Source organism: Aminobacter niigataensis, from assembly GCF_014200015.1.
Classification (GTDB): domain Bacteria; phylum Pseudomonadota; class Alphaproteobacteria; order Rhizobiales; family Rhizobiaceae; genus Aminobacter; species Aminobacter niigataensis.
Genome location: NZ_JACHOT010000002.1, coordinates 1 through 12,054 on the forward strand (window position 1 = coordinate 1; position 12,054 = coordinate 12,054).

Annotated in this window: 10 protein-coding genes; 4 read left to right on the top strand and 6 right to left on the bottom strand. The window is 64.8% G+C overall.

Annotated features, from left to right (window positions below; genetic code table 11):
- Positions 1-633: 633 nt before the first annotated feature.
- Positions 634-2,601 (top strand): M23 family metallopeptidase, encoded by a 1,968-nt coding sequence (locus GGQ99_RS09755; protein WP_183262412.1) that lies wholly within the window; start codon positions 634-636, stop codon positions 2,599-2,601.
- A 36-nt stretch (positions 2,602-2,637) separates the two neighbouring features.
- On the opposite strand, the gene GGQ99_RS09760 is transcribed toward GGQ99_RS09755, so the two are convergent.
- Positions 2,638-3,477 carry a GGDEF domain-containing protein gene (locus tag GGQ99_RS09760; RefSeq protein WP_183262413.1) on the bottom strand — a complete coding sequence of 280 codons (840 nt, stop codon included), beginning with the start codon at positions 3,475-3,477 and terminating at the stop codon, positions 2,638-2,640.
- 73 nt (positions 3,478-3,550) lie between these two features.
- The gene (locus GGQ99_RS09765; protein WP_108606923.1) at positions 3,551-5,104 is read right to left on the bottom strand and encodes an MFS transporter; all 1,554 of its coding nucleotides are present in this window, start codon (positions 5,102-5,104) and stop codon (positions 3,551-3,553) included.
- A gap of 1,236 nt (positions 5,105-6,340) precedes the next feature.
- On the opposite strand from GGQ99_RS09765, the gene GGQ99_RS09770 reads away from it, so the two are divergent.
- From GGQ99_RS09770 to GGQ99_RS09780, 3 genes are read left to right on the top strand one after another with little or no spacing between them, the layout of a single operon-like run.
- Entirely contained in the window at positions 6,341-7,021 is a 681-nt protein-coding gene (locus GGQ99_RS09770) for a glutathione S-transferase family protein (protein WP_183262414.1), read from the top strand.
- 24 nt (positions 7,022-7,045) lie between these two features.
- Complete coding sequence (locus GGQ99_RS09775) at positions 7,046-7,387, top strand: ArsR/SmtB family transcription factor (protein WP_183262415.1); 342 nt, start codon at positions 7,046-7,048, stop codon at positions 7,385-7,387.
- On the top strand, positions 7,384-7,860 hold the full coding sequence (locus GGQ99_RS09780; protein ID WP_108606921.1) for an SRPBCC family protein: 477 nt from the start codon (positions 7,384-7,386) through the stop codon (positions 7,858-7,860). The genes GGQ99_RS09775 and GGQ99_RS09780 overlap by 4 nt, the downstream gene beginning before the upstream one ends.
- Here the strand turns inward: GGQ99_RS09780 and GGQ99_RS09785 are convergent.
- The 4 genes from GGQ99_RS09785 to GGQ99_RS09800 all read right to left on the bottom strand — a co-directional run bounded on the left by GGQ99_RS09785 (position 7,857) and on the right by GGQ99_RS09800 (position 11,992).
- A complete protein-coding gene (locus tag GGQ99_RS09785) occupies positions 7,857-8,354 on the bottom strand; it encodes a GNAT family N-acetyltransferase (RefSeq protein WP_183262416.1) in 498 nt (165 codons plus the stop codon). The two genes, GGQ99_RS09780 and GGQ99_RS09785, sit on opposite strands and share 4 nt — an antisense overlap.
- A 57-nt stretch (positions 8,355-8,411) precedes the next feature.
- Positions 8,412-9,989 (bottom strand): serine hydrolase, encoded by a 1,578-nt coding sequence (locus GGQ99_RS09790; protein ID WP_183262417.1) that lies wholly within the window; start codon positions 9,987-9,989, stop codon positions 8,412-8,414.
- Between the two features lie 81 nt (positions 9,990-10,070).
- Positions 10,071-11,444, bottom strand: coding sequence for a L,D-transpeptidase family protein (locus GGQ99_RS09795; RefSeq protein WP_183262418.1), 1,374 nt, complete (start codon positions 11,442-11,444; stop codon positions 10,071-10,073).
- Positions 11,445-11,623: 179 nt separating this feature from the next.
- Positions 11,624-11,992 carry an MmcQ/YjbR family DNA-binding protein gene (locus GGQ99_RS09800; protein ID WP_183262838.1) on the bottom strand — a complete coding sequence of 123 codons (369 nt, stop codon included), beginning with the start codon at positions 11,990-11,992 and terminating at the stop codon, positions 11,624-11,626.
- Positions 11,993-12,054 lie beyond the last annotated feature (62 nt).

Here is a 12,054-nt window from a genome sequence, read left to right on the forward strand (position 1 = left end):
TTCAAACTGTCAACGACCTTTTTCCAACTTTTGCGAATTTTTTGCGACAAACTCCCAAACACCAACAAGACCCTGCGTAACCTCACCAAGAATTCCGTCCCCACCCCCTGCAGACCAAGCCGGCGCCGCACAAAGCCTTCAATCCAGGCGCGAAAAGCCCAATCAAATCAGCTCGCAAGACGCGAGACACCCCCAAATCACCTGGAATCGAACACCGAAAAATATCTAGCCGACGCAGATTTTTCGGCGACGGGGCGATTTAGCGGTGATTCACAGCGTGCCAAGGCCAGCCAGCCATCGAGGCGATCGTGCAGCTTCGGAATCCCGATATCCGTATGCCGCTATATGTATAAAGTATGCGGGCAGATCGGCGGGGTGTCCCATCCCGCCTTATATAGAGAGGTAGGGACAAACTCCCCGCCCCGCCCGGAGCCCTATTCCCGCCCCAATGCGGGCAGATGTCTCGATGCGGCCCTGGCGCGGACGAGTCTGTGTGCGCCACTTACATATAGAGAGGGCAAGTTCGACGGTACCGCACGAGCGGCTTCGTTGACTTGGAGCGCCATGACAGGCAAATGTCTTGGCAACTAAAAGCAAGCGGGCGCGAAGCGTCGGGGATTTTAGCCGCACTGGATGCAGGATACGGACCAGACCATAGCCGAGCTCGGCAATGAGCCGCCGCTGATCGCGGATGGCCGCGCCGGTCCCCCGGACCGTCGCGAGGTCTCGGCGCGCTGGCTGTCGGGTACCTTCCTGACCGGCGTGACTTCCTCCGTCTTGATGGGAGTGGCACTTTTCGCTGCGCTCGACGGCCGCGAGAAACTGGCCACCCCGCCCGAGATCGCCGAACTCGCAACCCTTGCTGCCGGTGGCGACGCCGGCCAGAAGGCCAAGACCACGCGCCTCGCGCCGCTGCGCCAGATCGCCAAGGCCAAGGACCGCCGGCGCATGGAAGTGTCGATGGTCACCAAGCAGGGCGACCGCGACGTGATCCGCACCATGCCGTTCGTGCAGATCAAGATGGCGCTCGCCGCCAGCCACCCGACCACGCGCAATTATCCCGCCTTCGATCCGCTGACGGTGTTTGCCGAGGACGGTCCGGCGCAGCCGGTGGCCGTTGCCGCGACCGGCCAGATCTATGGCGTCAAGGTCGAGAGCGAGATGAGCCTCAAGACCGTCGACTTCCCCATCGATACCGCGGCCTTCGACGAGACCTCCGCACTTTCGGCCAACGAGGTCGAAAAAGTCGTCCGCGACGCCGGCGGCGACCTGACCGAGGGCGACATCCAGGTCGCCTCGCTGCATTACGTCGACCCGCAGCGCTTCGGCGACGCTTTCGCCGACCAGACGCTGGCCGGCTCCTACGGCATCAAGATCGTGCCCGAGAACGTCTCGGTCGCCAGCCGCGCCGATGTCGACCCCGAGACGCTGTCTTATGCCGAAGACATCATCGCCTTCGAGAAGGACCGCAAGATCGTCGATGCGCTGGCCGATTCCGGCTATGCCGGCGAGGATGCGCTCGGCATGGCGAATGCCGTGTCGCGGCTGCTCAACGCCACCGCCCTCAAGGCCGGCACCGTGCTGCGCGTCGGTCTCGAAGTCCGCGGCGATGTCGGCAAGATCGTGCGCACCAGCGTCTACGACCGCACCCAGCACATCCTGACCATCGCGCTCGACGACAAGAGCCAGTTCGTGCCCGGCGACGAACCGGAGCCGAATCCGGAGATCGCCACCGCCTTCGAAGATACGCCGACCGTGCCGACGACGGCGCGCGGCGCGCTGCCCACCGTCTATGACGGCATCTACCGGGCCGCCTATTCCTACGGCATGTCGCAAGACATGACCAAGAAGCTGGTCCGGCTGCTCTCTTCAGACGTCGACTTCCAGTCGCGCCTCAATCCCGCCGACCGCATCGAGGTGTTCTTCTCGCAGCCCGACGGCGACGACAAGGCGTCGGAGGATTCCGAGCTGCTTTATGTCTCGGCGAATTTCGGCGGCAACACCCGCAACTTCTACCGTTTCCAGATGGGCGACGGCGCGGTCGACTATTTCGACGAGGACGGCCGCAGCGCCCGCCAGTTCCTGCTGCGCAACCCGCTGCCCAACGGCAAGTACCGCTCCGGCTTCGGCGGCCGCAAGCACCCGATCCTCGGTTACGTCAAGATGCACACCGGCGTCGACTGGTCGGCGCCGACGGGCACGCCGATCATCGCCGCCGGCAATGCCGTCGTCGAAAAGGCCGGCTGGGCCGGCGGCTATGGCAAACAGACGATCCTGCGCCACGCCAACGGCTACGAGACGTCCTACAACCACCAGAGCCGCATCGCCCCGAACGTCACGCCGGGCGCGCGGGTCCGCCAGGGCCAGGTCATCGGTTATGTCGGCACCACCGGCCTGTCGACCGGCTCGCATCTGCACTACGAGCTCATCGTCAACGGCACCAAGGTCGACCCGATGCGCGTGCGCCTGCCCACCGGCCGCGTGCTGACCGGCGAAGACCTCACCGCCTTCAAGCTTGAACGCGAGCGCATCGACGATCTTCTCAAGGAAGAGAGCAAGGACTCGCTGAAGGTGGCGAGCACCGCAAAGGCCAGCGGCTAAGTCTTTCCAGAATATTGCGGACGGCCGTCGGCAGGATCAGCTTGCGACGCTTGCCCTGGCAGCGCCGTCGCGGCCAAACCCGTCGCTCCTGGCGCGCTTGGCGATGTACATCGCACGGTCGGCCGACGCGATCAGCGCCTCGGCGTCGCTGCCGTCGTCCGGGAAGACCGCAATTCCGACCGTGGCACCGACCGTCAGTTGCAGCAAACCGATCTCGATCGGCTTGGCGATGTCGCGTTGCAGCCGCTGGCTCAGGAAGAGCAATGCCTCGGGATTGCCGACGCCCGAGACGACCACGCCGAATTCGTCGCCGCCAAGCCGCGCCACCGTCGCCCCTTTCGGCGCCGCCTGGGTGATGCGCCGCGCCACCTCGACCAGAACGCCATCGCCGACGGCATGACCATGCGTGTCGTTCACCGGCTTGAACCCGTCGAGGTCGATATAGATCACACCACAGCCGGACGAGAACTTTTCAGCGTTGCCGATGGTCGACTTGATCTCCTCGCGGAACCGGCGGGAGTTGGCGAGCCCCGTCAGCGGGTCGTGGCGGGCGGAATCATGGGCCAGGCGTTCCGCCGCTTCGCGCCGCGCGATCTCGCGCGAGAGCTGCCGGGTGCGAAAGGCGAGCATGACAAGCGCGACGATGCCCGCGCTAAGCAGCAGTGACAGCAACTCGTCCAGTTGCCATTCCTCATAGGTTCGGGTTGCCTCGTAGAGGCGCTCGAACAATTCGAGACGCGTGGCGACAGCGAACAAGGCGACGCTGAGTATCAACCAAGGTGCAAACGCTGCCATCCGGCGCCAATCGGCGCCGGCTGACCGGGTGCCTGTCGCCTCGCCCGTTTGCTGCTGCCGACGCTGATCGGATGCCGACATCGTTGCCACCTTGTCCAGAGGTTGAGACTGGCTTGAAGGCCTTAACAAGGTGCTAAACGCCGTCGGCCGTATTTTATCCATCGGCACCGGCCGGCACAGTGCCGCCCTTGTCCGCGGGCGTCTTTCTTTTCCACGACGGCTGCGTGAACCAGGCGACCGCTGACGCAACGAAGCACATCGCAGCCGAGATGGCAGCGATCGCCGCGAAGGCATCGTTGGTGGCCGCCACCCGCAGTGCTTCCGCCGCCGCATCGAGCGGCGTGCGGACATAGGCGCCGAACTCCGCGCCGGGTGCGGCAGACCCAACGACGTTGGCGAAGACGACGCCGGCGACCGCGCCGAGCGAGGCTACCGCCATCAGCCCTGCAGCACGGGCCAGCGCATTGTTGATGCCCGAGGCGAGACCAGTGTCTTCTTCCGGCGTCGCCCGCATCACGGCTGCCGACACCGGCGAGACGACGATCGCCATGCCGAGCCCCTTGAGCAGCAGGATCGGGAACGTCACCTGCCACAGCATCATCAGCGGCATGGTCAAGGCGAGGCCAAGATAGGAGAGGCCGACGATTGCCGCCCCCACGGTCAGCGGCCAGCGCGGTCCGATAGCATCGGAAAGCCGCCCCGAATAGCTCGACAGGCCGGCGATGAACAGGGACAGCGGCAGGAACAGCAGGCTCGCCTCCCACTCCTTCGCTCCCCAGCCCGAGACGACCGTCATCGGCAGGAAAAACAGCACCGCGTTGAAGGCGAAGAACAGGATCAGCGTATAGAGATTGGCGCCGGTGAAGGCGCGCGAGGCAAACAGCTCGAGCTTGACCATCGGCGCGCGCGCCCGGTGTTCCCACAGAATGAAGACGGCGAAGATGACCGCGCCGCCGACGATCCAGGCCCAGGGCGAGACCGCCCGCGCCTCGACCGGCAGGCCGAAGGCGGTCAGCCCCCAGGCCATCAGGCCGAGGCCGGCGGTCGCAAGGATCGCGCCGACGATGTCGAGCCGGCGCTTCGACGACGGACGGTCCTGCGGCACCTTGGTGAGCAGCATGGTCAGCGCAATCAATCCGATCGGCACGTTGATGGCGAAGATCAGCCGCCACATCCAATCGGCACCGAACGACAGCACCATGCCGCCAACGAACGGCCCCATCGCGGTGGTCAGCGAGGAGAAGGCGGCCCATTGGCCGATTGCCTTGCCGCGCGTCGCGTTGGGATAGGATTTGGCGATGAGGGCAAGACTGCCCGGCACCATGAGGGCAGCACCTATGCCCTGTGCCGCGCGCATGACGATCAGCATCTCGGCGTCGACGGCGAGCGCGCAGGCGGCCGAGGTGATCATGAACAGGACGATGCCTGTGGCGAAGATGTTGCGGACGCCGAAGACGTCGCCGGCGGCCCCGCCGAGCAGGACGAGCGCCGAAAGGAACAGCATGTAGCCGTTGCTGATCCACTGGGCATCGACCAGCGACGCGCCGAGGTCCTCGCGAATGACCGGCATGGCAAGCGAGACCACCGAACCGTCGATGAAGCCCATGCTCGATGCCAGGATCGCCGAGACAAGCACGTAGCGCCGCGCCGCGGGCGGGCAGAAGACGTGGTTGTTGTTCTGGGCAGGCGGGGTGGCGGTGGTGTCCATGGCGCGAGACTATGTGCGGGAGGGGTGCGCGGGAAGTGACCAGGAAGACGAATTCTGGCAGCCAGGCGACATTGGGTTCTCCCGTGGTGGCCGGAGCGGGACACCCTCCCTTCTCCCCTTGTGGGAGAAGCTGGCCGAGCGAAGCGAGGTCGGATGAGGGGGTGTTGGACGGAGTGCGACATCTCCGAAATTCCCTGACACATCTGCAGCCTCTCATTTCTTCCAACACCCCTCATCCGTCGCCTTCGGCGACACCTTCTCCCACAAGGGGAGAAGGGGGCGCGCTCCGTTCTGCCACGCCCCGTTTCCGGTCTGGCCATTGCGCATGAAAAGTTCGGGAAGCGGAGCGCGAGGCCGTGCCTGCCGAATGTGAGTACGTGGCGCGAACCTCGCGTCCCGCCGGCGATTTCTGTCCCCGTCCGTTCCGCTTCCGGGGCATCGGGCATTTTCGCCCATGCCCCCACTAGCGCATCGTCCAGCGCACCCGGGCCGTAGTGCCCGAGGGGGAACCCTTGGACGGAACCTCCCCGGATCATGAGCCACGTTAGCCCACGAGCGGAGGCGCCGGTTCCTCCCCGCATGCCACCGTCGCGACCGGCGTTCCCGCGGGAGGAACTGGCGTGGATTGTACGGGAGGTTTGAGGGGCGTGGAGAATGGGGCGCGGCTATCCACGCGGGATGGTGACAGATGGTGACAGATGGTGACAGGGTGCATCGAATAATTGGGCGGCATTGGGCCGCGGAGGCAGTTGCCACGTCACGGCATGGATCCCCGGGTCTCCGCACGTCGCTTCGCTCTTACTCCGCCCGAGGATGACGATGGCGTTGGGGCTCGCGGCACATCGCGGACGTCGGTAACTGGCAGCAAGCGCTTCACTGCAGCCAAATTCCTGCATTCCTGCCAATCGCTGCCCTTGGCGACTAGCGTCCCCCACCAATGCCGTCGTCATCCTCGGGCGGAGCAGGAGCGAAGCGAACTGCAGAGACCCGGGGATCCATGCCGTGACCGTCCCGTCTAGCTGACGGTGAAGGATCGCGACTGAGGAGATGTTGCGAGAGCTTCTGCGTGGCGATTGATCTCAGAAAAAAGCGAAAGCGTGGAAAACCTCTCCACGTTCGACACCTGTCACCCGAGAACAAAGCCCTATACTTTCCGCAATCGGAAACTTTCCCTTGCCAATCTCCCGACGATAAGATAGTTTCCGCAAACAGAAACCATTGGAGTCGCCCGGCATCATGGCGCTGACGCTTTACAGCCACCCCCTCGCCTCGTTCTGCCACAAGGTGCTGATCGCGCTCTACGAGAACGACGTGCCGTTTCAGGCCGAAACCGTCGACTTCGGCGATCCTGGCTCGGCGGCGGCATTGCTGGAGAAGTGGCCGGTCGGCAAGATTCCGGTGCTGCGCGACGATGCCCGCGACCGCACCGTGCCTGAGACCGGCATCATCATCGAATATCTCCAGCAGCATTATCCGGGCCCGGTGCCGATGCTGCCCGCTCACGCCGACAAGCGGCTCGACGCCCGGCTGTGGGAGCGCATTTTCGACCTCTACGTCAGCGTGCCAATGCAGAAGATCGTGACCGACCGGATTCGCCCCGAAGGCAGCAACGATCCGTTCGGCGTGGCCGACGCCCGGCGCACGTTGGACACTGCCTATGCGATGATCGAGACCCAGCTGGCGGGCAAGACCTGGGCGATGGGCGAAGATTTCACCATCGCCGATTGCGCAGCCGCACCGGGACTGTTCTTCGCCTCGATCGCGCATCCATTCGCCAGCGGCCAGCACAATCTCGCCGCCTATTTCGAGCGGCTTGTCGCGCGCCCTTCGATCAAGCGCACGCTTGCCGAGGCACGCCCCTATTTCCAGTTTTTCCCCTACCGCGAGGCGATGCCGGAGAGGTTTCTGCATGACTAGACGACATGCCGGTGGAGTGTGGCGATGATGGACCCGCAGCAACTGGATCGCATGTTCACCGCCCTCGCCGATGCCGGCCGACGCGGCATGGTCGAGCGGCTGAGCATCGGCCCGGCCACCGTCAAGGAACTGGCCGGACCGGCCAACATGCGGCTGCCTTCCGCTCTCAAGCATCTCAAGGTGCTCGAGGACGGCGGCATCGTCGTGTCGCGCAAGGTTGGACGGACGCGGACCTACAACATGCAGCCGGCGGCGTTCGCCGCCATCGACGAGTGGGTGCGCAAGCGTCAGACGGCCATGAACCAGGCCTTCGATCGCCTGGTCGAGGCGATGAACGAAATGCCCGAGGAGCAAGACCGATCATGACCGCGTCATCCGTCGCCCACACCACCTTTGTCATCGAGCGCGAACTGCCGGCTGGCCCCCGGCATGCCTTTCGTTTCTGGTCGGAGCCGGAGCTCAAGGCGCGCTGGAACGACTGCCATCCCGACTGGACCGTGCTCGAAGACAGCTTCGATTTCCGTGTCGGCGGCATCGAGGCCAAGCGCTGGCGCATGCCCGACGGCACCGAGCTGGCATTTCGCGCCGACTATTTCGACATCGCGGCCGGCCAGCGCATCATCTACGGCTTCGAAATGAGCCATGCCGGCAAGCGGATCTCCGCTTCGCTTGCGACCATCGAGCTTTTGCCCGAAGGGGCGCAGACGCGGATGAGGTTCACCGAGCAACTGGCGTTCCTCGGCCCTGCCGACGCCATGGCGGCGCGCATCTCGGGCACAGGAACGGGATTCGACCGGCTGGTCGAGGTCGTCGCAAGGGAGGCGGCAAGCGTGCACTAACTCGCGTCGAAGCCTTCGTGGAAAGCGACCTCGCCGCTGGGAACCTCGTCGCCGAATGCCAGCCGCTGGACATACTCCGATGGGATGTCGCCATAGGTAAGGTCGGGGTCGGCGACGAAGGCAAAGCGGCTGTAGTAGGCCGGATCGCCGACAAGCACGCAGCCCTTGGCTCCCAATTGCCGCAGCGCTTCGAGCCCGTGGCGGATGAGGGACTGGCCGGTGCCCCTGCCCTGCCGGTCGGGCCAGACTGAAACCGGCCCGAGGCCGTACCAGCCGAGGTCCTTGCCACCGATGGTCACCGGCGAGAACGCAACGTGGCCTAGAATCTCGCCATCGTCTTCGGCGACCAGCGACAGCGTCAAGGCACCGGCATCGCGCAAGGCGTCGACGATGGCCGCTTCGGTTTGGCTCGAATGCGGAGCATCGGCGAATGCGGCGCGAGTGAGCGACCGTATGGTGTCGACATCCTCGGGCCGTTCAGCGCGTATCTTCATCCAGGTGCCCTGTGTTCCTTGCGGTCTTGACCGGTTCATGCCCGGCCATGTCCCTCGTCAGCGGTCAGCACGCCTGAGGGTGCCAAGGTGGTTTTCGTCGAGCGATTCGATCGTCACCGCCGAGGCCTTTCCGTCAGGCCCGATGGCAAAGCGGACTGCCGAAGGCATGTCGGGCATTTCCGGATTTGGAAAAGCCAGGAAAAGATCGCGGTCGAAATGCGTCAACGGATAGGATCGGGCGCCATCCGGACCGACCTGAAGCACAAGGCCGTTTTCCGCGCCCGAAACCACGGCGTCGCCGACGAAATCGTTGGAATAACGGCCCGCATAGGCTCCGTTCGGCAATGCTGGCGTGGCCGGCGACGGCGGCGTGGCGTACGTCGCCTTGGCAGCCGCGACAGCCGGGCCAAACAGGCCGTCGAAGACCGTGTTCCACGACTTCACCCAGTCCTTGTCGACCCTTCCATCGAAGACGAGATCAGCGAAGCTGTCCGACAATCCCTCAGGCACGCCTGTCGGGAAAGCGTTGACGAGGATCACGATACCGAGCTTCTGCTTCGGAAACAGCGTGACCAGGCTGCGCGCACCGACGCTGAAAGCGCCGGCATGGCCCCAGCTCAGGCCATGACGACCGAACTCGACATTCCAGCCAAGACCGTAGAACGAAGCCCCGCCCGTGACAGGGTTGCTGCCGCGGGTCATCAGCGGGACATGGGTCTGATCCAGCGCATCGGCCGCGATCAGCGTCTTTCCGCCATAGACCCCGTTGCCGAGTTCGAGACGGACCCACTGCACTAGGTCGCGCACGGTGGAACTGATACCGCCGGCGGGCGCCTGCGCGTCCGGCTGACGCTGGACCTTTGCTGCCCATGCACCGCCGATCTTGACGTGGAGAGCGGCGCGATTGGCATGCTTGACGAAATCGGCATGGCGAGAACTGGTCGATGTCATGTCGAGCGGGCGGTAGAGCTTTTCCTCGGCGACGTCTTCCCACGCTTTGCCTGTCGATTTGGCCGCCGCGACAGCCCCCTCCGTCAGCCCGAAATTGCTGTAGGAATAGCCGGCGCGAAAACTCGACGACGGTGCGACGAACCGCAAGCGGCGCAGGATTTCCGTGCGGTCGTAGCCGATGTCCTCGAGGTCGTCGCCGGCCGTGCCGGGAAGGCCGCTGCGGTGGGCAAACAGGTCGCGGATGGTGAGTTGGCTTGTCGGATAGGGATCGGCAAGCCGAAAGGCCGGATCCAGGTCAACGATCCTCGAGTCCCAGGAAACGAGCCCCTCGCTGAGCAGCGCCGCCACGACGGTGGAGGAAACCGGCTTGGACAACGAGGCGATCTGGAACACGGTGTCGGCGTCGACCGCTTCGGGCTTGCCTACCTCGCGCAGTCCAAATCCCTTGAGGTAGACGACTTCGTCATCATGCACGACGCCGATGGCGAGGGCCGGCACGCCGCCATCGGCAACGACGGCTTCGGCCTGCTGCTCGAGTTTTGACAGCGCGGCAGTCACTTGCTCGGGCGTGACTTGTTCCGGCGTGACCGTCTGAGCCAGGGCCGGGCCCGGCGCGAGCGTCATGGCCGAAAGAACAACCCAGCTCTTCCAGCGGCGAACAAACCAGTCTGCGGGTAGTCGCATGCGCCCGGCTCCCTCTGCACCCAGCCTGCAGCTTCAGGCTACAGGTTGACGCAAGGGAATCCAAGCTTGGCCGTTACCGCCCTATTCCATGAACTCGACCGGCACGCCCGACTTGACGATCTTGGCGAGCTCGCGCGCGTCCCAATTGGTCAGGCGCACGCAGCCATGGCTCTCGGTCTTGCCGATCTTGGACGGGTCGGGGGTGCCGTGGATGCCATAGGTCGGCTTGTCGAGCGCGATCCAGACCGAGCCGACCGGGCCGTTCGGCCCCGGCGGGATGGTCAGCACCTTGTCGTTTTCGCCCTGCTTGAAATTGATCTTGGGATTGTAGGTGTAGTTGGGATCGAGCGCGACCCGCGACACCGCGTGGATGCCGGTCGGCGACGGCGTGTCGCTCGACCCGATGGTCGCGGGATAGGCGGCGACCAGCTGGCCCTCGGCATTGTAGGCGCGGACCTGCTTCAGGCTCTTGTCGGCGATGATGCGCGCGACCGGCTTGTTCACCAGCTTGCCGAAATTGGCGACCTTCACGATAGTGCCGGGGCGGTTGAAATTGGCCTCCGGGTTGAGGGCCTTGAGATAGTTCTCGTCCATGTGGAAACGCTCGGCCAGCATTTCGGTGACCGAGGTGAAGCTCATGCGCTCGAGCTTGGCCTTTTCGCTGTAGTCGGCCGGAACCGAGGCGACGAACGGGCCGGCGGCATCTTCAGGGGTGATGGTGTAGGAGCCGAAGGCGTCGCCGCCGGTCTCGGCCAGGGCCTGCTTGATGCCCTCGGCGTCGGTCGACTTGAGGCTCGTGCCGGTCAGCTCGTTGTAGGCGGCCAGCGCCTTGTCGACATTGGAGCCGAAGCGCCCGTCGATGACGCCGGGCGAAGCACCGGCGCGGTCGAGCAGGATCTGCAGGGCGGCGACGTCCTCGCGGCCCTTGACCGCGATCGACGGCTCGAGCGGCTGTTCGGTGATGCGCGGCGTCGACGGCAGCGCCGGCTGGTCGTCGGGGCTCTGCAGCGGCTCGCGCGCAACGACGCGCGGACCGCCCGGCGCATCGGGGAAGGCGTTGGGGTCGTCGTAATAGTCGTCGTTGGGGTCGGCCGGAACGGCAGGCGCATCGTCGGAATAATAGCCGTCGTCGGCCGGCCCGATCAGCACGTCGCCCTCGCGGTAGTCGCGGCGAAGCTCCTGGCGGCGCAATTCGCGGCGCAGCGCCTGGCGGTTGAGCCGCGTCTCCGGCGGCTGCACGGCGATGACCTTGCCGGTATAGGGATCGACCAGCACGCGGTTACCGCGGCCGTCGTAGAAGATCTCGACGTCCTCGCTTTGGGCGAGGCGGATGGCCTGCGGGTCCCTCTCCACGCGTTGCGGCGCGGCTTCACCGGTGGGCGACACCGCGGCCATTGCCTGGAGGGCCGACAGGCCGGTGGCCATGGCCGAAAGCACAACGATCTTGCGCAACATGGTCGCCAAATCTCTCCGAATCTCGACCGCCGCCAAGGCGGTCACGGTGGAATCACTGTTGTCCACCGTCATCCAATAACGATCTGCTAACCCTTCCAACATGAACAGGGCATGAAAATGGCCGCTTTGCAGGCATTTGCGGTCATTTCCGGCCGCAGGCAGCGGCTGGGCAGGGCGAGCTAGGTTCTAGACGGCAGCCCGAGCAGCTGGCGGGTTGCCTTGGGAAGTTTCACCGCAATCAGCCGGTGGCTTTCGCCGATGTAGTCGCGCAGCCCCCGGTCATCCATGGTTTCGCCGGTCTGGCGCTGGATCCATTTCATGCCGCGCGAGGCAAGATAGGGCGCGGGTCTCAGGCCCGGCTGCTCCTTCAGGATGTCGAACGCCATCTCGGAAACCTTGAAGGAGACGGCGAGCCCTGCGCCGTCACTCCAGCCGCCGATGGCAAAGACCTTGCCGCCGACCTTCCAGACATGCGCACCGCCCCACTGCACGACATGGGTCGTATGCGGCAGCGAGGCGCAGAAGCCATTGTATTCGTCGAGTGTCATGGTCACGATACCCCCCCGCAATTCTTTCAATTATTCCGCAATGGAAGCTAACTTTACTTTCA

Coding starts and splice junctions, on each gene's coding strand:
- GGQ99_RS09755 (WP_183262412.1), top strand. CDS start 634: ATGCAGGATACGGACCAGACCATAGCCGAGCTCGGCAATGAGCCGCCG.
- GGQ99_RS09760 (WP_183262413.1), bottom strand. CDS start 3,477: ATGTCGGCATCCGATCAGCGTCGGCAGCAGCAAACGGGCGAGGCGACA.
- GGQ99_RS09765 (WP_108606923.1), bottom strand. CDS start 5,104: ATGGACACCACCGCCACCCCGCCTGCCCAGAACAACAACCACGTCTTC.
- GGQ99_RS09770 (WP_183262414.1), top strand. CDS start 6,341: ATGGCGCTGACGCTTTACAGCCACCCCCTCGCCTCGTTCTGCCACAAG.
- GGQ99_RS09775 (WP_183262415.1), top strand. CDS start 7,046: ATGATGGACCCGCAGCAACTGGATCGCATGTTCACCGCCCTCGCCGAT.
- GGQ99_RS09780 (WP_108606921.1), top strand. CDS start 7,384: ATGACCGCGTCATCCGTCGCCCACACCACCTTTGTCATCGAGCGCGAA.
- GGQ99_RS09785 (WP_183262416.1), bottom strand. CDS start 8,354: ATGAAGATACGCGCTGAACGGCCCGAGGATGTCGACACCATACGGTCG.
- GGQ99_RS09790 (WP_183262417.1), bottom strand. CDS start 9,989: ATGCGACTACCCGCAGACTGGTTTGTTCGCCGCTGGAAGAGCTGGGTT.
- GGQ99_RS09795 (WP_183262418.1), bottom strand. CDS start 11,444: ATGTTGCGCAAGATCGTTGTGCTTTCGGCCATGGCCACCGGCCTGTCG.
- GGQ99_RS09800 (WP_183262838.1), bottom strand. CDS start 11,992: ATGACACTCGACGAATACAATGGCTTCTGCGCCTCGCTGCCGCATACG.